The organism is Caballeronia sp. dw_19 (genome assembly GCF_018449515.1).
In the GTDB taxonomy this organism is placed as follows: Bacteria; Pseudomonadota; Gammaproteobacteria; order Burkholderiales; family Burkholderiaceae; genus Caballeronia.
Genome location: NZ_JAAVUQ010000018.1, coordinates 40,186 through 60,881 on the forward strand (window position 1 = coordinate 40,186; position 20,696 = coordinate 60,881).

Annotated in this window: 18 protein-coding genes; 2 read left to right on the forward strand and 16 right to left on the reverse strand. The window is 61.2% G+C overall.

The window, feature by feature from the left end:
• Positions 1 to 104: 104 nt before the first annotated feature.
• The 16 genes from HB376_RS22815 to HB376_RS22890 all read right to left on the reverse strand — a co-directional run bounded on the left by HB376_RS22815 (position 105) and on the right by HB376_RS22890 (position 17,413).
• Positions 105 to 836: an ABC transporter permease gene (locus HB376_RS22815; protein WP_346730555.1), complete on the reverse strand. Its 732-nt coding sequence runs from the start codon at positions 834 to 836 to the stop codon at positions 105 to 107.
• A 94-nt stretch (positions 837 to 930) separates the two neighbouring features.
• The gene (locus HB376_RS22820; protein ID WP_213765940.1) at positions 931 to 2,121 is read right to left on the reverse strand and encodes an ABC transporter substrate-binding protein; all 1,191 of its coding nucleotides are present in this window, start codon (positions 2,119 to 2,121) and stop codon (positions 931 to 933) included.
• A 67-nt stretch (positions 2,122 to 2,188) separates the two neighbouring features.
• Complete coding sequence (locus tag HB376_RS22825; RefSeq protein ID WP_213765941.1) at positions 2,189 to 2,977, reverse strand: ABC transporter ATP-binding protein; 789 nt, start codon at positions 2,975 to 2,977, stop codon at positions 2,189 to 2,191.
• Positions 2,974 to 4,086, reverse strand: a complete 1,113-nt coding sequence (locus HB376_RS22830; RefSeq protein ID WP_213765942.1) for an acyl-CoA dehydrogenase family protein — start codon at positions 4,084 to 4,086, stop codon at positions 2,974 to 2,976. Before HB376_RS22830 ends, HB376_RS22825 begins: the two co-directional genes overlap by 4 nt.
• Entirely contained in the window at positions 4,083 to 4,655 is a 573-nt protein-coding gene (locus HB376_RS22835; RefSeq protein ID WP_213765943.1) for a carboxymuconolactone decarboxylase family protein, read from the reverse strand. Before HB376_RS22835 ends, HB376_RS22830 begins: the two co-directional genes overlap by 4 nt.
• A gap of 1,133 nt (positions 4,656 to 5,788) precedes the next feature.
• Positions 5,789 to 6,778 carry an AraC family transcriptional regulator gene (locus tag HB376_RS22840; protein ID WP_213765944.1) on the reverse strand — a complete coding sequence of 330 codons (990 nt, stop codon included), beginning with the start codon at positions 6,776 to 6,778 and terminating at the stop codon, positions 5,789 to 5,791.
• A 136-nt stretch (positions 6,779 to 6,914) separates the two neighbouring features.
• Positions 6,915 to 7,493: a peroxidase-related enzyme gene (locus HB376_RS22845; RefSeq protein WP_213765945.1), complete on the reverse strand. Its 579-nt coding sequence runs from the start codon at positions 7,491 to 7,493 to the stop codon at positions 6,915 to 6,917.
• A complete protein-coding gene (locus HB376_RS22850) occupies positions 7,490 to 8,014 on the reverse strand; it encodes a CMD domain protein (protein WP_213765946.1) in 525 nt (174 codons plus the stop codon). The genes HB376_RS22845 and HB376_RS22850 overlap by 4 nt, the downstream gene beginning before the upstream one ends.
• The gene (locus HB376_RS22855; RefSeq protein WP_213765947.1) at positions 8,011 to 9,357 is read right to left on the reverse strand and encodes an acyl-CoA thioester hydrolase/BAAT C-terminal domain-containing protein; all 1,347 of its coding nucleotides are present in this window, start codon (positions 9,355 to 9,357) and stop codon (positions 8,011 to 8,013) included. Before HB376_RS22855 ends, HB376_RS22850 begins: the two co-directional genes overlap by 4 nt.
• A gap of 7 nt (positions 9,358 to 9,364) precedes the next feature.
• A complete protein-coding gene (locus HB376_RS22860; RefSeq protein WP_213765948.1) occupies positions 9,365 to 10,942 on the reverse strand; it encodes an ABC transporter substrate-binding protein in 1,578 nt (525 codons plus the stop codon).
• A gap of 53 nt (positions 10,943 to 10,995) precedes the next feature.
• Positions 10,996 to 12,009, reverse strand: a complete 1,014-nt coding sequence (locus HB376_RS22865; RefSeq protein WP_213765949.1) for an oligopeptide/dipeptide ABC transporter ATP-binding protein — start codon at positions 12,007 to 12,009, stop codon at positions 10,996 to 10,998.
• A complete protein-coding gene (locus HB376_RS22870; RefSeq protein WP_213765950.1) occupies positions 12,006 to 13,052 on the reverse strand; it encodes an ABC transporter ATP-binding protein in 1,047 nt (348 codons plus the stop codon). The genes HB376_RS22865 and HB376_RS22870 overlap by 4 nt, the downstream gene beginning before the upstream one ends.
• Entirely contained in the window at positions 13,049 to 13,984 is a 936-nt protein-coding gene (locus HB376_RS22875; protein WP_213765951.1) for an ABC transporter permease, read from the reverse strand. Before HB376_RS22875 ends, HB376_RS22870 begins: the two co-directional genes overlap by 4 nt.
• Positions 13,981 to 14,955: an ABC transporter permease gene (locus HB376_RS22880; RefSeq protein WP_213765952.1), complete on the reverse strand. Its 975-nt coding sequence runs from the start codon at positions 14,953 to 14,955 to the stop codon at positions 13,981 to 13,983. Before HB376_RS22880 ends, HB376_RS22875 begins: the two co-directional genes overlap by 4 nt.
• Entirely contained in the window at positions 14,952 to 16,427 is a 1,476-nt protein-coding gene (locus HB376_RS22885; RefSeq protein WP_213765953.1) for an NAD(P)-binding domain-containing protein, read from the reverse strand. The genes HB376_RS22880 and HB376_RS22885 overlap by 4 nt, the downstream gene beginning before the upstream one ends.
• Complete coding sequence (locus HB376_RS22890) at positions 16,424 to 17,413, reverse strand: LysR family transcriptional regulator (RefSeq protein WP_213765954.1); 990 nt, start codon at positions 17,411 to 17,413, stop codon at positions 16,424 to 16,426. Before HB376_RS22890 ends, HB376_RS22885 begins: the two co-directional genes overlap by 4 nt.
• Before the next feature lie 523 nt (positions 17,414 to 17,936).
• On the opposite strand from HB376_RS22890, the gene HB376_RS22895 reads away from it, so the two are divergent.
• Together HB376_RS22895 and HB376_RS22900 are read left to right on the forward strand one after the other, a co-directional pair.
• A complete protein-coding gene (locus tag HB376_RS22895) occupies positions 17,937 to 19,991 on the forward strand; it encodes an alkyl sulfatase dimerization domain-containing protein (RefSeq protein WP_255631506.1) in 2,055 nt (684 codons plus the stop codon).
• 43 nt (positions 19,992 to 20,034) lie between these two features.
• On the forward strand, positions 20,035 to 20,574 hold the full coding sequence (locus tag HB376_RS22900; RefSeq protein WP_213765955.1) for a hypothetical protein: 540 nt from the start codon (positions 20,035 to 20,037) through the stop codon (positions 20,572 to 20,574).
• Positions 20,575 to 20,696 lie beyond the last annotated feature (122 nt).

Here is a 20,696-nt window from a genome sequence, read left to right on the forward strand (position 1 = left end):
ATAGGGGAACCCGGGCGTCGAGGGGGAAACGCCTGGCGCTGTCAGGCGTTGGGTGTTCGAACGAATGAGAGGAGCGCCGGACTGAGCCGGCGCGCGGACGACGATTAATCTTCGCCGTCAAGCCGTCCCGCGCCGAAGCGCCGGTAGGCGAGCCGCGCGGCATAGTCCAGCAGGAATCCCAGCGCGCCGATCACCAGGATCACCGCTGTCAATTCTGAGTAGGCCAGCCGGTCGCGGGTATCGAGAACGAGGTAGCCCAGCCCCGCGCTCACGCCCAGCATTTCCGCCGGCACGAGCACGATCCACAAGATGCCGATGGACAAGCGCACGCCGGTCAGCACATGGACGGCGATGCCCGGCACGTACACGTGCCATAGCATTTCAAAGCGTGTTGCCGCGAGGCTTTCACCCAGTTGCAGCCAGCGCCGGTCGATCTGCGCAACACCGGCGGCGGTGCTCATCACTAGCGGCCAGAGCGCGGCGAAGGTCAACAGGAAGTACACGGCCCGATCGCCTACGCCGAGCGACATCACCGCAATTGGCATCCATGAAAGCGGCGAAATCATGCGCAGGAACTGAAGCGTGGGCGACAACGCCGCATCGAGCCATCGCAGGCGGCCGATCAGGAATCCCAGCGGTACACCGATCAGCAGCGCCCACGCCAGACCAACGGCAATCCGCCGCAAGCTCGTGACAATGTGCTCGAACAACCGGTCGTCCGTCACAAGCGACGGCAGCGCGGCAAGGGCGCGTGTGGGCAGGAACTGGGCGGCGAGGCTATTCGGCCCGGCCACGAGCGTCAGCACGAGCCACCAGAGCGCCACCACGGCCACGATACCCGCGAGCCCCGGCCAGGTGCGCCCGAGCCATGACCGGCCGCGTGGCGGGCTGCTGGTCCCGGCGGTGGCCTGTTCGGGCGAAGAGGGCAGGCTAGACAACGATGCTCTCCGAACGGGTGAATCCGTCGGGCAGGCCGAAGGTCTTCATGCCGCCAACTGCGGCAATACTGTTCCGGACGAACCGGTCGTCGACGAGATCGCGCGCCACGAACGCCGGATCGAGTTTGGCGAGAAACTGCGCGTTGCCTTCCACCTGCGTGGTCTTCATGCGGCGCACGAGTTCTTCGGTATAGCTCGGGTACGGATACGGCTGGAAGTCGATGCGTTTCTCATGCCAGTCCGCATGGACGATGGCCCGATCGGCGAGGTAACGGCCCTCGTCGCCGGGCGGCGGCGCGAGCACGCGTGTCAGCACTTGGGACGTATGCGGCGTGTAGTGGTTCTTGCCTTCCTTCGAAAGAAGCTGCGCCGCTTGCGCCGGATGCTCGCGGGTCCAGACCTGCGCCTTGACAATGGCGTCCACGACCTTCTGCGACCACGCCGCGCGCCCGGTCAGGTCCTGCTCGTGCATGAACACCACGCAGCATGCGTGGTTCTTCCAGACGTCGCCGGTAAAGCGCAGTACCTTGCCAATATTGAACCCTTCGGCGGCCGCGTTAAACGGCTCGGCGACGATAAACCCGGCAATCTGCCCGGCTGCCAGCGCGGGCGGCATATCGGCCGGCGACATCACGATCAGGTTCACTTCGTTCGGCTTCGGTGCGGAGGTTTTCTTGAGCACCGGAACGAGCCCTTGCGAGCGCAACATGTCCTGCAGCACGACGTTGTGGATGGAATACCAGAAGGGCACCGCTACCGTCTTGCCGCCGAGGTCCCCGAGTTTGCCGATACCCGGCGCCACCGTAATACCGGACCCGTTCACGTGATTCCACGCGACGACCTTCGCCGGTGCCTGACTGCCGTAGCGCGCCCAGACGGTCATCGGCGAAAGAAGGTGGACGACGTTGACCTGACCCGAGAGGAATGCTTCGACCAGTTGTGCCCAGCTACGCAGAAGTGTGGGTTTCTCGGCGGCGACGCCGGCTGCTTCGAAGTAGCCGTTATTGTGCGCGACGAGCAGCGGGGTGGCGTCGGTGATGGGCAGGTAACCGATTCGCACCGGCGCATCGGGTTCGTTCGCCGCACGCGCGTTCAGCGAGCCGAGCAAGGGCGCAGCGCCCGCGACGGTGAACAGGGAGGCGAGTTTCAACCACTCGCGGCGGGACATCGGAAGCTGGCACATTTGTGATCCTGCGTTTGCTGCATTGTTGGAAAGTGAAGCGGCGTGCCGACCCTGCTTTCAGGGCGCTTTAAGCGATCGTCCTCTCGCGTGACATCGCATCTTGCAGCGCCTGAAGAATCTCGATGCGCAACGCGCCCAGCGCCTGCACTTCGGCGGCGCGCGGCGCGGGCACGCTCACGTGCCATTGCGCGATCAATGAACCCTGGGCGCCCAGCAGCACGATCCGGTCGGACACAAGCAACGCCTCGTCTATATCGTGAGTCACGAGGACCGTGCCCGCGTGCGTGTCCTGCACGACCTTGACGAGCAGGCGCTGCATGTCGGCGCGCGTGACTTCATCGAGCGCGCCGAAGGGTTCATCGAGTAGTAGCGTACGAGGCTGGCGCGTCAGGCAACGGGCGAGGGCCGTGCGCTGCGCCATGCCGCCGGATAACTGGCGTGGCATGTAGGTACGCGCATGAGCCAGGCCCACTTCATCGAGCGCCGCGCTTACGCGCTGGCGCCGTTGCGCCCGCGAGAGTGCCGGTTGCCGCGAGAAACCCAGGCCGAACCCCACGTTGCGTTCAACCGATAACCACGGCAGCAGGCATGGGTCCTGGAACGCCAGCGCGACGTCGGGACGAGGCCCGTCGAGCGGCGCGCCATCGACGAGAATCTGCCCCGACGTCGGCTTCAGCAGTCCGGCAAGAATGCGCAGCAAGGTCGATTTGCCCGACCCGCTGGGTCCCAGCACCGACACCAGTTCGCAGGACTGAACGCTCAGGTTCACCCCTTGCAGCACGGCGCGTCCGGGATAGGTCAGACCAACGCCGCGCGCTTCAACGAGCGGCCGATGCGTCACCATTGACTGGTTCATGCGGTGTGCGCCTTGCGATGCAATGCAAGCTGGTTTTTAAGCTGCACGAGACTCGGCGTGACGATAGGCACGAAGGCCGCCTCGCGCATGCGGCGCGCGGTGCCGGTCTGGCCGCGCAAATAACCGCGGCCTCCGGTCACTTGAACTTCGAGCCCGACGGCGGCCTCTACCACTGCCGCCAATGCGATGCGGATCTCGAATAACGCGGCAGGCGTGGAGACAAACGTGCCGTTGCGCACGCCTTCTTTCAGCCGATGCGTGAGGTCGTCGAGTTCGCGCGCCAACTGCGCGGCTTCGTCCTCTACGGCGGCGCGCGATATCGCGCTCGTTTCGCCAACTGCGGCAAGGCAGCGACGCGCGAGACCGATCGACATGCCGCACTGAAGGCCGAGGAAACCCGGGCGCACGCGTGCGAGCCAGGCGGGTGCGTCGGCCGTGATGCGGAACGTGTCGTCCAGTACCGCGCCTTCCACGCGTAGAGCCGCCGTATTGCTCGAACGCAACGCGATCAGGTCAAGGTCAACGCTACGCGTAACGCCTGGGGCATCGTGCGGGATAGCGAAGATGGAGGGCGGCGTGTTGTCGTCTTCTGTTGCGTGATCGAATGCCGCTGCGGCGATGAAACCTTCCGGACGCAGGTTGGTGATCCACGGCAAGCTGCCGTCGAGTGTCCACCGATCATGCTCGCCGGCGTGATCGAGCAAGTGCGCTTTCATCTGCAATGGTTCGATGTTCGACAGATACTTCATTGCATTCGACAGCCCCGTTGCGCCCGCCAGTTCGCCGCTCAGCAGCCGGTCGAGCCAGCGCGTGATCAACGTCTCGTTCGGACTTTGCAGCAGGTATTCGATGAAAGTGCGTTGTCCCCAGAACACGAATGCCGCCGCGAGCGATTGTTCGGCCACCTTCGCGACCGCCTCGATTGCGTCTCCAATCACGCCGCCCGTGCCGCCAAGATGCGCCGGCACACCGGTACGGAACAGACCTGCGCGACCGAGCCGCGGCAGGATCTCGGAGGCAAGGTCTTGCTCTGTGTCGATAGCTTCAGCATGCGTGTCGAGCCACGCTTCAAGTTCGTTCGTGACTGGTCGCATCGCAGAGGTTGTCATGCGGCATGTGCCTTGGCTTTGGGTTCCCACCGGTAAGCAGCCAGTTCCGGATTGAGTTCGTTTTGCGAGAGATTGTTGGCGAAGTTGCACAAGGTAGCGAGGCTGACGCCGAGCACGACTTCGAGCGCGTTGGCGTCGGTGAAGCCGGCTACGCGGAAGGTGTTCAGTTCTTCATCCGATACCCCGCCGCGCGCTGCGATCACGGCACGCGTGAAGACGGCAACCGCGTTGAGGCGGGCATCGGCAATCGGTTGCTGGTCGCGGATTGAGTCGACCACGGGCGCGTCCAATTGTGCCTTCTTCAATGCGACCGCCGTGTGTCCGGCAACGCAAAAACCACAGCCATGGATAGCGGCGGCCGTGATTTGAACGGTTTCGCGCTCGGCGAGCGTCAGCCCGCTACGGGCGTTGATACCTGCCACAGTCAGGTAGGTTTCGAGAGCGGTGGGCGCGTTCGCAAGCGATGCCACCAGATTGGGTAAGAAGCCGTTGTTCGCCAACGCCTTCTCAAGGTAAGGGCGGCTCGCTTCAGGTGCGCTTTCAATGGTTTGCAACGGCAGACGGCTCATGACGGTTCCTCGTAGTCGAAGGGGTATTGTCTATTGTCACTGGGCCGAGCGCTTTCGGCAATGCGCGTGCGTCTGGGATTGATGCTTATTCGTCTCAGGTTTTTTTGCTCGCGCCGGTGGACGGGGTTGTCAGGTTCTGGGGTTGGTGGTCGGGGTCTATGCTGGGGTGGTACTTTTGGCGTTAGTGGTCGGGGTCAATGCCGGGTTGGTGCTTTCGGCCGTGGTGGTCTGCGAGAGTCGGATTTTCTCTTTATCACTATTAGCCACTGTGCGTGGCGGCACGTCATTTCTTTGTCCAAAGCGACAAAGAAACGAAGCAAAGAAAACGCTTTTAAACCACGCTACCCTAAGTGTCCACAGCGTGCAGTTTTTATTCATAGGTGCCCCAAAAGCACGGTGCTCGCCAGAGCCACGGATGTGTGAACCCCTCCTTCTCGCGAATCCTGACACGAACACGCTTCGCCCCGTACGCTCTCGGGCAAGCACAAGTTGCCAAGGGACCAGCACGGCCTCACGCGTTCTGCATGCTTCGTTTCTTGCTGGGGTTAGCGGCTTGGTCTACGCGGTTGTCTTCGTGGATCACAACTTGATGCCTAGCAGCTCGATGCGTGTTTAGTGCTTCAGTTTTTGGTGAACTGACCGCGTGCTTACACGGCTATTTTCGTCGGTTCGGTCTTACATATTTTGGGGCTATATTACTTGGTAGGTTGGCGACGAGGTCCGAGGCGCGTCCACATTGGAGGGAGGTTATCCGCGGATAGCGCGGGGTGAACCTTGGGCAGATTCAATCACTGGTGGCGAAGCGTGTGGGTATCGGTGTTCGGAGAAGGAGGGTTTCACACATCGGTGGTTCTGGCGAGCACCGTGCTTTTGGGGCACCTATGAATGAAAACTGCACGCTGTGGACACTTAGGGTAGAGCGGTTAAAGCGTTTTCTTTGCTTCGTTTCTTTGTCGCTTTGGACAAAGAAATGACGTGCCGCCACGCACAGTGGCTAATAGTGATAAAGAGAAAATCCGACTCAGGCAGACCACTAACGCTGAAAGCAGCAACCCGGCATAAACCCCGACCACTAACCCCAGAACCGACCACCACCAAAACCCCGTCCACCGGCGCGAGCGAAAATTGCTTTCTCAGTGCAGCGCCACCTGCGCATCATCAATAGCAAAACCCAAAGCGACAGGATCCTGCGTACGAGTCCGCCGGTAGGCACCCGGCTGCTCCCCGGTCACGCGCTTGAACGCCTGCGCGAACGCGGACTCGGATTGATACCCAACCTGTTCCGCGGCGTCCGGCGTCGTAGTGCCGTTCCGAAGCATCGCCGCAGCCACTTTCATACGAACCAGCGTGACGAACTGCGCGGGCGGCTGGCCACATGCTTCTACGAACTGCTTGCAGAAACGCGCCCGCGACATATGCACGAAATCCGCCATTCTGTCGGTCGTCCAGCGCTCTGCAGGGGTATCGATAATGGCAGTAATCAACGGCGCAAACTCCGCGCGACGCATCAGTGACCAAAGACCCGGCGCAATGTCGTCGCGTGCAGCGACAGAACGAAGCGCGTAGAAAAACAAAAGCTCGGTCAGGCGCGCGATCAGCGGCGAAGGTGCGTCAGGATGCCGCTGCGCCTCAGCGCGAATCAGGTCGAACACGGCACGGGGACCGTCGGGCGCCGCAGTGTCGTGGCGGGCGACGATGTGATCAGGGATCAGCGCGAGCAACTGGTCGTCCAGGCCCGAGCGGAATTCGAAGAACCCACATGCTAGTCCGAGACTCTGTTGCGCCGGACTTTCGTCGGACGATAAGGGCTGCATAGAACCCGCCCGCTGACTCTCCTGACCGGCTGGCGGCGCAACGGGCAACGGCGAGAGGCAATGCGGCATGTCGTGCAGCAGGAACACGGCGTCGCCTTGCGTCAGGCGCACGCTCGTCGCAATGCGCCCCGGCTTGGCGGGCAGATGCAGCCAGCATTCTCCATGCAGCACGACATGGAAACTCGCCTGCTGATGGCCCGCCGTCGATGCCTGCCAGCTTCCACAATACTGGCCGACATGGAACAGCGTGCTCTTGAGTTCGAGACCGGCAAGCAGCCAGTCGGCAATTTTTTCGGCGTGAAGGGGCATGACGGGATCGGCATAGTTCAGCGGTGAATCGCTATACCTACCCGTCCTGCCGCAACAATGCAAAGAACTTGTTGTTGGAACCTTATTCCGTTTTCGGCGTGTTCAGGTCGAGCGACAGCGGCCGGCCCTGGTCCGCTCATCCAACCGGTTCGCCGAGATTGAGCATCAGCCGGTTGGCCCACGCGAAGATCGCAATGGAGTGAATCAGGTCGAGGATCTCGTCGTCGCTCAATCCCACATCGCGCAGCGCCCGCAACTGTGCCGGTTCAACCTGACCCGGCGTGAGCGTCAGGTCGATCGACGCCAGCACGATCGCCTTCTCGCGCGGCGAAGTGCCAGCGGTAGCCGGATCGTTGAAAACCTGTTCGATAACATCGTCGCGTTTCGCCAGTTGTTCGAAACGCTGCGCATGCACGGACGCGCAATACACGCAGCCATTGACCCGCGAAACGACCGTCGATGCCAACTCCCGCTCGGCGCGCGGCAAGCCGCCCGGTGCATACATGATTGCGTTGAAGGCCGCCGAGCGCTGCCGCAGGATTTCCGGCTGATGCACGAGGAACAGGTAATAGTCGGACTCCTTCGCTTTCGGATGGCTCTCTTCGAGCACGGTGATCTGCTCGGGCGAGGCATCGGCGAGTTCCACCACATCCAGCCACGCGTCCCATCCCAGCACGCGATTCGTGAAGCCATGCGCTTCAATGATCCGGCTCATGCTGCCTCCGTTGCATTCAAGACCTGCAGCGCGCGCAAACCGGCCGTCAGGCGAATCTGATAGGAAAGAAAGGCGATCAATTGTGTAAGGGCGACTACAGCGGGCGTCGGAATGCCCGCGGCGGGCAGACGTTCCAGCGCGGTTTTATCGCCGTCTATGGGTGTTTTGATCAGTGTGCGCGTGAAGGCCAGCATTGCGCGCAAGCGAGGTTCCTGAGCGTCGATCGAACCCTGTGCGATCTGGTCGATCACGGCACGGTCCGCATTGATCGAAGCGAGCCGTTCCGCATAATGAGTCGCTAATGCAGGGGCATTCGACAACGTGCACGCGTATAACGCAACAAGCAAGCGATCGCTTAGCGACAAATCGGGCAGCGCCGGATCGAATAACGCGTCGTAGCTACGCTGGGTCGCGGCGGCGACCTTGTCGCGTTTATGTCGCGTGGCGTAGGCCGGCGAACCGGGCGTAAGGCCCGCAATCCGGTCGACAATATCGGTGCTGAGATCGTAGGTGTCTGTCATGGTTGCTCCTGCCTGAAAGAGTTGCCAGCCGTGTCGCCAGTAATTTTCGACGCGCGGGAATGGACGGCTGCGTCGAGAAAGGCCAGCACTTCGCGCCACGATGATTCATCGGCGTGTGCGTTCGCTGCGGGTTCGCCGCCGCCGGTGCTGATGCGTCCGGAAACGGGATGCGCATACACGAGTTGCGTGGTCGGCACATACGGGAAAACGATCGCGTGGCCGGCGTTATCGAAGTCGAGATGGCGCACCGGATATGCATGTTTTTCCCGTTCAAGCCGCTCTACGACCATGCGTGAGTATTCGGAGGAGGGCCATGAACCGTCGTCGGTAGCGGAGAGCAACAGCACCGGCCCATCCGTATTCTCGACGTGAATCCGCGCCCGCTCCACCGCTTCTTTATCGAGTAACGCGGTTCGAATTGCGCGTTCGTGACGATGCGGAGGCGGGCCATCGTCGAAGGGCTTCCAGCTAGCCGTGCCGTTGTTTTCCCACAAGTGCGGCAGGGGTTTGCCGTCGAGCAGCCAGATTGGACCTTCACGACCCGTTGCGGGATCGGCGGCGTTCTGTGCGCTGTGAACGACCGCGCCGGGCACATAACCGATCACCGCCTTGATGCGATCCGGATATGTTGCGCCAAGCAGCAACGCGAGTTCGCCGCCGCGCGACTGCCCGCTCACGGCGATAAAGCCGGACGCCGGTTGCAACTCGCGCGTGATCCAGTCGAGCGCGCGGCGAAAGTATTCGAGCGGCGTATTGGAGATGTAGTCAGACAGCCCCGGTGTCTTGAAGTAACCCAGCGCGAGGGCAGCATATCCGCGCGATGCGTAAAGCGCCCCGCGCGGTTCATTGATGCCGCCGCCCGACCCGTTCAGCACGAGCACCACGGGATGGGGTCCGGGCGTTGCGGGCAGGAACAACGTGCCAACGCAGCCGTCAACGCGCATGTCGCGCCGTTGCACGCCGGCCGCCATCAGCCGCTGATTCAGCAGCGTGGCGCTCAGCACTTGTCCGTCTTCACCAATGACTTCGATGCAGGTAGACAACGCCTTGGAGACATCGGCGGGAAATACCTCGCGTTTGCCCGCTTCGACGGGGACTTGCGACCAGATGAGTCCCATCGCCGATACACCGCTGTAGTCACCTTCGACCGGCGCATCCCGGGCAACGTCGATGACGCCGTGATCATCGGCACGAAAGACCGCACGACTTGTCCAGACCGTGCCCGCTCCGCGCACGGTCTGCGTGCGAAGGGTCAGCAATGTACCCGCGCGCGCGCCGGTTACTGCAATGCGCCGAGCAACGTCGATCAGATCGTCGTCCGGCGTAGCCGTGATGTTGATCATGATGGCCTCAACTTCCGCTGCGCGTAACCATCATCGCGGTCGTGCGGTCGCTCACTATCGGCGTCACTTTCAGGCCTTTCTTTGCAGCCCAGATGTTTTCGTAGTGAAAGAGCGGAATGATGCCAACGTCGTCGCTTACCACCTTCACTGACTGCTGCAAGATGGCCTCACGTTTCGCTGAATCGAACTCGGCCGTGGCGGCGTCGAGCGCGTGGTCAACGGCCGGGCTGCTATAACGGCCCCAGTTCGACGAACCAATGCCCTTCTTTGGATCAACGGTGCCGAGAATATTGACGAGCGCATAGCTTGCTTCGCCCGTGCCGTTACCCCACGCAATCATGCTCACCGCAAACTCATTCTTGTTCGCGCGGCTGGCGTAACTGGCCCACGGCATGACCTCGACCTTCGTCTTCACACCAATGCGCGTCCAGAATTGCGCCACGGCCTGCGCCGTTTCGGGCGCTTGTGGATAACGATCGTTAGGTACGCTGAGCGTCAACTGGAAGCCGTCCGGGAAGCCTGCTTCGGCCAGGAGTTTCTTTGCCTGGACCGGGTCGTTCGGGATGTCCTTGACGTCCGGGTTATAACCGAAGGTCTTGGCCGGCATCCACTGGTTGGCGACCGTTGCGGCGCCCTGCAGGATGCGGTCGGTGATGGCGGGACGATTGATCGCGAGCGACAACGCGCGACGCACGCGCACATCGAGTAGCGGGTTCCTGGCCAACGGCTTCCCGGCATTGTCAGCAATGTACGGGCTCGGGCCTTCACGGAAACTTGGCTGAAGTATCAGCACGCGCAGGCCCGGATACGCGAACACCGATACCTTCGGCGATTGCTTGAGACGCGGGAGATCGGAGACCGAGACTTTATCGATCACGTCTACGTCGCCCGACAACAACGCCGCCGTACGTGCCGCCGCGTTGCTCACGTAGCGATAATTGACCTTGTCCCAGATCGGCTTCGTGCCCCAGTACGCGTCGTTACGCGTCATCACCACGCGGTCGCCCGGCGTGTACGAAACGAATTTGTACGGCCCTGAGCCGATCATCGAGCGACCGGAGTTGTAGTCTTCCGTCGTCGCCTTCTCGCCCACGTGCTTGCTCACAATATGTACCGATGTCAAATTCAGCGGCAGGTCCGGCGTGGGCGAGCTGGTCTTGATGATCAACGTGTACGGATCAGGCGCCGTGACGGACGCGATAGTGCGCAGATACCCCGCGAAGGTCGCGATGGTCCCCGGCACGTTGCGGGCGCGCTGATACGAATAGATCACGTCGTCCGCGGTGAACGGCGTGCCGTCTTGCCACTTGACGTCGTGTCGCAGCTTGAATTCCCACGTGTCGTTGCCGGTTGACTTCCAGCTTGTCGCGAGGCCGGGCGCAAGGACGTTGTTGTGATTCTCGACCAGCAGATCCCAGAAGTGCAGGTCGACGGAACGGTCGCCCGCGTAGTTGTTCAGTTGCGGATCGAGCGACGAGAGCGGATCGGCGAACGCAATATTGAGCGTTTGCGCTGATGCACCTGAACTGAACAACGCCGCAGTGGCGAGCGTGGCGGTCAGCGTGGAAAGGACCAGGCGTTTCACGATGCAATTCCTTTTTATTGAGTGGTTCTGGATTGAAACTTGGTGAGCGTCGTTTAGTGAGCGTCGTTCAGGTGACATGCGCTGACATGCTCGATGGCGATGCCACGCAAGCGCGGCACTTCGGTCATGCAACGCGGCATGGCATGCGGACAGCGCGGATGAAAATGGCAACCCGACGGCGGTGAAAGCGGGCTCGGCATTTCGCCGCGAATAGCGGTGAAGTGCTTCTTGCGAGCATCTATACGCGGAATTTCGGCCAGCAAGGTCTGCGTGTAAGGATGATTCGGATGCCGGAATATCTCTTCCACGGGAGCGCTTTCCACCACCCGTCCCAGATACATGATCACCACGCGATCCGACAATTGTTCGACCACGCCCAGGTCGTGGCTGATGAACAGGTACGTGAGATTAAGTTGCTCGCGCAGGTCCATGAAGAGATTCAGGATCTGCGCTTGTATCGATACATCGAGGGCGGCCACCGCTTCGTCGCAGACGAGCATGGACGGGTTGACCGCGAGCGCTCTCGCAATGCCGATGCGCTGCCGCTGACCACCGCTGAACTCGTGCGGATAACGGTCGGCGAGCGACGGGTCGAGGCCCGCGCGTTTTAACTGCGCCGCCACGTAGGCGTCGAGATCGCTGCGCTCGATCATGCCGTGAACAAGCGGTGCTTCGCCGACGATATCGCGGATACGCCTTCTCGGATTCAGGCTGGAATACGGGTCCTGGAAGATCATCTGGATCGCGAGCCGCGCGGCACGGAGTGCCGCCGGTGACATCGTTGCGCGGTCCTGTCCATCGACCAGCACGTCGCCTTCGGTCGGCGCGATGAGCCCCGAAACAATGCGACCGAGCGTGGACTTTCCGCAGCCAGATTCGCCGACCAGTCCGACCACTTCGCCCGGCGCGATCGCGAGATCGACATGTTCGACTGCTCGTGTGACCGCTTGTGCCGCAAGCACGTTACGCTCGCGCAGCCAGCGTGTCGCGGCGTTCTCGTCGCGTTCGCCGAAGCGCTGGCTGACCCCGCGCAGTTCAATGAGCGCGCGTGTATGGACCTGGCTCATGCGGTTGTCTCCGTGCGGACATCGGTTTGCCGCCCGGGATGAAAACAGCGCACGAGATGCGAGCCATGCTCGGACGCTTGCGCGGCCGGCGAAGGTCCAAGCACTGGAGGCGTCGAGCAGACCGCTGTGGCCCGCGTACAGCGCGCAGCGAACGCACAGCCCGGCGGCAAAGAGCGTAGGTCCGGCGTGATGCCTGCAATCTGCGTGAGCCTTTTGCCGCGCGTGTTGAGGCTCGGCAAGCTGTCGATCAAACCTGCTGTGTACGGATGCTGCGGACGGTCGAGCACCGCATCCACGGTGCCCTGTTCAACGATCCGGCCCGCATACATCACCGCGATGTCATCGGCGAGACCAGCCACCACGGACAGATCGTGCGTGATCCAGATCAGCGACGTGCCTTGCGTGCGCACGAGCGTTTGCACTTCGGACAGAATCTGCGCCTGGATGGTGACATCGAGCGCGGTAGTGGGTTCATCGGCGATGATCAGGTCCGGCTTGTGCAGCATCGCTATCGCTATCGCGACACGCTGGCGCATACCGCCCGACAACTGGTGCGGATACGCGCGCAGCCGTTCGTCGGGACTGGCAATACCCATGGCCGCCAGCGCTTCGCTTGCCTGCTCGCGCGCGGCGCGCCGGCTCACGTCGCGATGCGCGCGCACCGCTTCAATCATCTGCGCGTCCACGCGCTGCACCGGATTGAGCGTGGACATGGGGTCCTGAAACACCATCGCGATACGGCTGCCGCGCAGGCGCCGCATCTCCGCTTCGGGCAAGCCGACGAGGTTTTTGCCCTTGAACAGGATCTCGCCGCCGACCACGCGGCCAGGGGCATCGATCAGTCCCATGATCGAGAAACCGGTCACCGATTTCCCCGATCCCGATTCGCCGACCAGACCCAGCACGCGACCGCGCGCGAGCGTGAGCGAGACGTCTTCGACAGCGGGCAGTTCGCCTTCGCGCGTGAAGAAGCGCGTTCGCAGGTGGCGGACTTCGAGCGTGTTGTCCGCGGTATGGAAATCATGGAAAGCAGCGGCGCTCATTTCACGAACCTCGGATTGAGCAACTCGCGCAGACGGTCGCCGACCATGTTGATCGATACCAGCATGGCGAGCAACGCAAGACCCGGATAGACGCTGGTCCAGTATTCACCCGAGAGCATGGTCTGGTAACCATTGGCAATCAGCAGTCCGAGCGAGGGTTCCGTGATCGGCACGCCGAGGCCCAGGAACGACAGCGTTGCTTCAAGCGTGATTGCGCGCGCGACTTGCAGCGTGCCGACCACGATCAGCGGCGGCAGGCAGTTCGGCAGGATGTGAACGAGCACGATGCGCCAGTTGGGGATCGCAAGACTGCGCGCGGCTTCAACATATTCGCGCCGTGCTTCGACAAGCGCTTGCGCTCGCGCAGTGCGTGCGTAATACGCCCATTCGATCAGCACCAGCGTGAGCACGACGTTGGTCACGCTCTTCCCCAGGAACGCGAGCAGCATCATGGCGACGAGGATGGACGGGAAGGCGAGCAGCAGGTCCACGAGCCGCATGATGAGGCTGTCGACCTTGCCGCCGGCGTAAGCCGCGATCAGGCCGAACACGGTGCCGACCACGCCCGCGATCACAGCCGATCCGAGGCCTACGGACAAGCTCAGGCGCAGGCCGTAGAGCATCGCTGAATACAGGTCGCGGCCCTGCCCGTCGGTGCCGAGCCAGTACGCATGCGTGCCGGCGCCGTTCATCGAACCGGGGGGGAGGCGGGCATCGAGTACATCGAGCTGCAGCAGGTCGTACGGATTTTGCGGCGTGATCAGCGGCGCGAAAATGGCCGCGAGCACTAGCAGTATGGCGACGATCAACGCGGCCATCGCCGCGGGCGAACGGCCAAAATCCGCGACGAGCTGACGCCACGGCGACTGACGGCGTTTGAGCGCGCCGCGCACGGGCTCTCCCGTTTTGGGAACCAGTGGAGCCGTGCTCATCGCGCACCCTCCAGCCGTACGCGCGGATCAAGGAACTTGTAGAGGATATCGACGAACAGATTCAGCGAGACGAACATGCAGACGACTACGATCATGTACGACAGGATCACCGGACGATCGAGCGCGTTGATGCTGTCGAGTATCAGCTTGCCCGCGCCCGGCCACGAGAACACGGTCTCGGTGACGACCGCGAATGCGATGGTCGAACCGAACTCCAGGCCGATCACCGTGATGAGCGGAATCAGCGTATTGCGCAGGATGTGAACGAGCACGATGCGCATAGGCGACAAACCCTTGGCGCGGGCAAAACGCACGTGTTCCATCGGCGTGACTTCACGCACGCCGGCACTCGTCAGACGCAAGACCAGCGAGATCTTGAAGAGCGAGAGATTCAGCGCGGGCAGGATCAGGTGGCGCAGGCCGTCGAGCGTGAGCCACGACCACTGGACGCCGAACAGGCTCGCAGTCGCGCCGCGTCCGCTGGCGGGCAGCCAGCCGAGCTTCACGCTGAACAGCATGATGAGCATCAGGCCGACCCAGAACGTAGGCAGGGAGAAGCCGACAATACTGCCGGTCATCAGCATCTTCGAGAGCGGATTGCGCGGATGCAGCCCAGCGAATAACCCCAGCGGAATACCAATCACGAGCGCCAGCAGCAGCGCCGAAACAGCGAGCTCCAGAGTCGCGGGAAGGCGTTGCAGGATCAGGCGGATGGCGGGTTCGTTATAGACGAAACTGTTGCCAAGGTCGCCATGCATCGCACTGGCGAGGAAGGCCAGATACTGTTTCCAGAGCGGCTGGTCGAGGCCCAGTTGGGCGATGATGCGTGCCCGGTCGACCTGATCGACGTCCTGCCCGATAAGGATATCGATAGGATTCCCGATCGCATGCAGACCGATGAACACGATCAGCGTCATCAGCAGCACGACGAACGCCGCCTGCGCGATTCGGCGAATGAGCCAGCCGCTCATTGGTCCTCCGCATACTGGGGCGGTGCTTCGGCCGGTTGCCATTCATCGCCGTAGAGTTCGGGTTCGGCATACGCTTCCAGCGCTGCGTAATGCTGCTCGACGTCCTCGCGATACAGGAGGCTTGCTATACCCTGGGCAAGCCGTTTTGCACCTGTGCTGATCGCGGGGATATCGCCGGAGACGGCGCCTTGCGAGAGCGACGCGGGATAGCAGAAGCAGTGGATGCGCGACAAGCCGGGGCAATCGCCGGGCGATTTCTCGATGAATTCAAACGCGGGTCCGATATCGGGCGAGTCGGACAGCTCGGCGTCTTCATCGCCAGGGGGCGGTGTGTAGCGATCGGCCCAGGTGCGGATATAGGCGCTAAACGCGGCGAATTCCGGGCGCGCGGACCAGTCAACCTTGAAGCCCGTAGAGACCACGAGGAAGTCGGCCGCGAAAGTGCCTTTGGGCGTGTGGATCGAGAGACCGCTCTCCGTGCTTTCAACCGACAACACCGGGCATCCAAGGTTAAAACGTGCATTCGGATGACGCGATACCCGCAACGTGCTCCCGCGCGGCGGCGGTACCTGCAGGGTGTTGATGTAGTGGCGGATCTTCCATTTCCACGCATCGGGCAGGGTCTGGTGGCCATGCGTGAGGCCCGGATTACCTGCCCCCTTACCCTTGTTTATGCGTGGAAGATCCTCCCGCCTAATCAGCAAATCGACGCTGGCCGCGCCCGCTTCGAGCGCCGTGGCGGCGCTGTCCATGGCGGAAGATCCGCCGCCGACCACGGCCACGCGCTTGCCGGCCAGCGTGGTGTAGTCAGTGGTGTCCGATGAATGCGCCCAGCGATTGCGCGGCAATCCTTCGACAAACTCCGGCAACGCAGGCCCGCCCAATCCGTCGCGTCCGGTAGCGAGCACGACGCGTCGCGCATAGACCTCGAAGCGGCGATCGGACGTTCGTATACTTAATACGACGAGACCATCGGCACGCGGCGTCACGGCTTCAATAGTGTGTCCGTTGCGGACATCGAGTGCGAGCACGCGGCGATACCAGATCAGATATTGCATCCATTGCAGGCGGTCGATCTTGTCGAGCGCTTGCCATGCCGGCGTGCCGAATTGAGACTCGAACCACGCGCGAAACGTCAACGCAGGCAGCCCTAAAGCGGGGCCTGTCAATTGCTTCGGTGAGCGTAGCGTTTCCATGCGGGCGGTCGTGGCCCAGGGGCCCTCCAGTCCCTGCGGCGAGCGGTCAAAGATAATCGCCCGCACGCCCAGCAACTTGAGCGCGGCGGACGCGGCCAACCCCGCCATGCCGCCGCCGATCACCGCGACGTCCAGCACTTCGTTACCGTTGTGCGTCTTGCCCGGCACCCATTCGCGCGCGGGCAATTCGAGCAGGGACAGGTCTTCCGCGAGGCGCGCTTCGAGCGCCGCGAGGCCGGTCGGATGTGTCGATGATACGTTTTTGTCGAGGCTCACGTCGCGGGCTCTTCGGTCGGATTAAGGATGTCTTCGGGCTCGCCGTAAAGCGCTTGAAGAATGGCGCTGTGCTGGTTTGCCTCGTGGAGGACGAAGTCGGGCAGGATCTCGGCGGCAGCTTGCGCCAGTGCTTGCGTAGCGGCGAGGGCCGCTGCACTCGGCGGCCGGAACTCGGGAGTGATGACGCCGAACAGGAACGCGATGCGGATATCCAGCGGACGGATCACTACGCCATCGACAGGCAATCCAAGTGCGGTCACCGGCTCCAGCACGGCGAGGCCGAGTCCTGCGCGCACCGCGCCGAGCGCGTTCAGCGACGAGTTGGTTTCGATCACGCCGGCCGTGCGCACGCCCGCGTGCGCGAATGCCGAGTCGAGCCTTGGCCGCAGGCGGTAAGGGTTCTGCATTGTGACGAGCCGGCGATTCGCAAAATCGCTCAACGTGATGTGCGGCGCGCGCGCGAGCGGATCGTCGGCGCGCACGGCGGCAACACACGCGGCTTCGCCAATCCAGTGCACGAGCACGCCGCGATGTTCGAGCGGCAGGCTTGAGACACCTATATCGACGATGCCGCGCAGCACGGCATCGACTACCTGTTCGGGGGCGGCGCTACGCAGATGCACGGACTCGAGCGGATGGTCCTCGTTGAGCAAGGCTAGCGCGCGAGGTACAAGCCCGGCGGCAAGCGCCGCTGTGGCGGCAATGGTGAGCGGAGGTGGTGCTTGCCGTGCGATCTGTTCGGCGCGCAATTTCACCTGACGCAAGCTTGCCAGCGTGCGTTCGACGTCCTGGTAAAGCTCGGATGCCTCGCGCGTGGGCGCGACACGCGGCCCGAAACGCTGGAATAGCGGATAGCCGATTTCGGCTTCCAGCTCCTGGATCGAGCGCGATACCGCGGGTTGCGAGCGCCCGAGCAAACGCCCGGCGGCAGTGACGCTTCCGGCGGACATGACAGCGGCAAACGCTTCCAGTTGACGGATTTCCATGGGTGCGCGACGGTCGACCGGTTAGATCGATGAATGCATAAAACGCATTCTTGCGCGCCTAGCATGTAAAATGCAAATGATCAAAAATGCTTTACATAGTGCTCGATCTGGGAAGCTGCTGCAAAGGGCTGCGGGTGCTCATCAGAACCGCTTGGCGCGACCGACCTCGAATGCTGCAAAAAGGAAAACGCCGGCGCGAATGGTTTATCACTACGGCTCTATTAAATTTTTTTAACGTTTCAGCGATCCATTGCAAGCGCTAGGCGAAACGAGCGTAAATATCAAGAGAAAAATTTTTCGCCAATCTCACCCAAACGCTGCGAAAAAACGATATTGGTCGAGGCAGATTTCAAGGCATCCCAATGCACCTTATCAAACGCTTGATCAGGGATTGAATCAGTTTGTTCGGTGTACTGATACAAGTTTGCAACAATTGATAAAGCATTGATTGCAGGACGTTAATTACAAGTGCCTATCAGGCGATCTGCCAGTAGGACAATCGGAAACCCAGGAGGTAATTCATATGTCCGACGAAAAAATGCCGGCTTCCGTGAGCAAGCGTAGAGAGTTTCTTCGGGGTGTTGTCACGGTGGGCGTTGCATCAGGTTTAAGCGCGGTAGGCGGCGAGGCGCTGGCGCAAGGCGCCTCGCCCGCCATGCCAACCGGGATTGGTTCAAAGCCACCGACCAAGGCAACGCTGGAAGCAAATTCGGTTTATGCCAATCAATTAGCTTTCAATGACACCCAGGATTTCAAGGATGCGAGCCGTGGTTTGATCGCCACGTTGCCGAGCCCCGGCATTATTCCGAGTTCCAAGGGCGGCGCGGCCTGGGACCTGGGGCAGTTCGCGTTTATTACGGGTGGTCCGGAAAATAACGCACCGGATTCAGTCAATCCCAGTCTTTGGCGAAATGCCAAGCTGAACATGAATCACGGTCTGTTCGAAGTGGTTGACGGTATCTGGCAGGTCCGGGGTTATGACCTTTCGGTGATGAGTATTATCCGCGGGGATACCGGCTGGATTGTCATTGATCCTTTGATGACCGCGGATGTATCGGTTGTAGTATGGAAGCAACTGGTAATACCGCATCTTGGCGACCGGCCGATTACGCACGTTATTTATACGCACAGCCATGCGGACCATTATGGTGGCATCCGCGGTATTGTCGACGAAGCCGATCTGAAAGCGGGCAAGGTAAAGATATACGCTCCGGCTGGGTTCACCGAGGCTGCAGTGGGCGAAAACGTCATCGCGGGTAACGCGATGAGCCGGCGGGCCGCGTACATGTACGGCAATTTGTTGCCGCGAGGCGTGGACGGTGTGGTCGACGCGGGACTGGGCAAAACGACGTCCATTGGCGCGATTACGTTGCTGGTGCCGACCGACTTTGCCACCGAGACTGGCCAGAAGCTGACGTTGGATGGCGTTGAAATGACGGTCATCATGGCGCCGGAATCCGAGGCGCCGTCGGAATTCATGTTCTACATTCCGAAATACAAGGCATTCTGCGCCGCTGAAGACGCCACTCACACGCTGCATAACCTGTATACATTGCGCGGTGCAAAAGTACGCGATGCCTTGTTGTGGTCGAAGTACCTTCAGGCTGCTATTGATATGTTCGGCAGCGACATGCAGGTGTTGTTTGCTTCGCATTACTGGCCGACGTGGGGTAATGACCGGATCATTGCCTTCCTGAAAGCGCAGCGTGACATGTACCGGTATTTGCATGACCAGACCATGCGCCTGGCCAATACCGGCTACACGCCTCTTGAGATAGGGGAGATGCTGCGGTTGCCTGACACTCTGGCAAAACAATGGTACTGCCGTAGTTATTACGGCACTGTTTTCCATGATGTGGTTGCGCAATACAACTTGCGCCTGGGCTTTTTCGATGGTGTGCCCGCAAATCTTCATAGATTGCCGCCTGTTGAGAACGGCAAGCGTTACGTGGAATTTATGGGTGGCGCAGATGCCGTCTTGCAGAAGGCGCAGAAATACTACGACAAGGGCGAGTACCGCTGGGTTGCTGAAGTGGTGAACCACGTTGTGTTTGCCGATCCACAAAACGTCGCTGCCAAGCACATGCTCGCTGACGCGTATGAGCAACTTGGTTACCAGTCGGAGGCATCGAGCTGGCGCAATTTCTATCTGACCGGCGCCATGGAACTGCGTAATGGGGTGCATAAGGTGCCGTTTGGCAGTTCACAAAGTCCTGACACGATCCGGGCGATGCCGCTGGAAATGTTCCTGGATTACCAGGGTGTTCGCTTGAATGCGGAACGGGCGGCGGGCAAGTCGATTTCATTCAACTTCATCATGACCGACACGCAGGAGAGTTATCTGGTCGGTGTGGAGAATTCGGCGCTGCACTACTCGAAGGGCAAGACTTCGGACACCGCCGACGCTTCCGTGACCATGTCCCGGACCGATCTTAACGACGTGATGATGGGCGTCACGACGATGCAGAAGCAGATTATTGCGGGCAAGGCGAAGATTACCGGCAACACGCAGAAGCTGGGGGAATTCGTATCGTGGCTGGATAACTTCGACTTCTGGTTCAACATCGTGACGCCATGAGGCCCATTTAGGTTCATGCGGCGCTTGCAAAGGAATTGAGACAATGTGCTCTATCTGTGACCTCAAGATTGAATTTAATGTGGATCATCCCGGATCGCTGACGGTGGCGGTCGCCACTCGCGAAGCGATTGATGTGGGGGTGCTGCCGGAAAAAGTTTTCGATGGTCCGCTAGCCAATGTGAAGTTGCGCGTGGCGGCCATTGATACGTTGAAAGCGTTGCAGCACCGGCTTGAGTCGTCCATGCCGGTGAGCGAGTTGATGGCGCTGCCGGATTTCTATGTTTTGCTGATTGAAATAGGGACGTGGGGATTTTTCCATGCGACGGAGACCGGGTTTGATCCTGACTGCAGTCCGGAGCCGCCTGATGTGACTGCGGAAAACCAGGAGGACCGGGACGTCGTCTTTATTGCAACGGAAATTGCGATGGAGGCGGTGATCGAGGGTAGGCTTTCGCTGGAGAAGGCCTTTGCGGACAACCTGATCGTGCTGGACGCGGGGGCTGCGCATGCAGCGTTGCTGCATGCGGCGCTCAATACGACGTTCCCGGTAGAGAGCACGGAGCGGGTTACGGTTGAGGTTTGAACAGAGCGGTACTTGCGGCATACCACCGCAAGTACCGCTGATGGTTGGCTGCGCGCTGCTCCGGGTAAGCGTATCGGAGGGAGGTTCTCCGCGGATAGCGCGGGGTGCTCCTTGGGCAGGTT

Excerpts from the sequence above, each read along its gene's own strand:
- HB376_RS22820 (WP_213765940.1), bottom strand. The coding sequence starts at position 2,121 with ATGTGCCAGCTTCCGATGTCCCGCCGCGAGTGGTTGAAACTCGCCTCC.
- HB376_RS22825 (WP_213765941.1), bottom strand. The coding sequence starts at position 2,977 with ATGAACCAGTCAATGGTGACGCATCGGCCGCTCGTTGAAGCGCGCGGC.
- HB376_RS22830 (WP_213765942.1), bottom strand. The coding sequence starts at position 4,086 with ATGACAACCTCTGCGATGCGACCAGTCACGAACGAACTTGAAGCGTGG.
- HB376_RS22835 (WP_213765943.1), bottom strand. The coding sequence starts at position 4,655 with ATGAGCCGTCTGCCGTTGCAAACCATTGAAAGCGCACCTGAAGCGAGC.
- HB376_RS22840 (WP_213765944.1), bottom strand. The coding sequence starts at position 6,778 with ATGCCCCTTCACGCCGAAAAAATTGCCGACTGGCTGCTTGCCGGTCTC.
- HB376_RS22845 (WP_213765945.1), bottom strand. The coding sequence starts at position 7,493 with ATGAGCCGGATCATTGAAGCGCATGGCTTCACGAATCGCGTGCTGGGA.
- HB376_RS22850 (WP_213765946.1), bottom strand. The coding sequence starts at position 8,014 with ATGACAGACACCTACGATCTCAGCACCGATATTGTCGACCGGATTGCG.
- HB376_RS22855 (WP_213765947.1), bottom strand. The coding sequence starts at position 9,357 with ATGATCAACATCACGGCTACGCCGGACGACGATCTGATCGACGTTGCT.
- HB376_RS22865 (WP_213765949.1), bottom strand. The coding sequence starts at position 12,009 with ATGAGCCAGGTCCATACACGCGCGCTCATTGAACTGCGCGGGGTCAGC.
- HB376_RS22870 (WP_213765950.1), bottom strand. The coding sequence starts at position 13,052 with ATGAGCGCCGCTGCTTTCCATGATTTCCATACCGCGGACAACACGCTC.
- HB376_RS22875 (WP_213765951.1), bottom strand. The coding sequence starts at position 13,984 with ATGAGCACGGCTCCACTGGTTCCCAAAACGGGAGAGCCCGTGCGCGGC.
- HB376_RS22880 (WP_213765952.1), bottom strand. The coding sequence starts at position 14,955 with ATGAGCGGCTGGCTCATTCGCCGAATCGCGCAGGCGGCGTTCGTCGTG.
- HB376_RS22890 (WP_213765954.1), bottom strand. The coding sequence starts at position 17,413 with ATGGAAATCCGTCAACTGGAAGCGTTTGCCGCTGTCATGTCCGCCGGA.
- HB376_RS22895 (WP_255631506.1), top strand. The coding sequence starts at position 17,937 with ATGTCCGACGAAAAAATGCCGGCTTCCGTGAGCAAGCGTAGAGAGTTT.
- HB376_RS22900 (WP_213765955.1), top strand. The coding sequence starts at position 20,035 with ATGTGCTCTATCTGTGACCTCAAGATTGAATTTAATGTGGATCATCCC.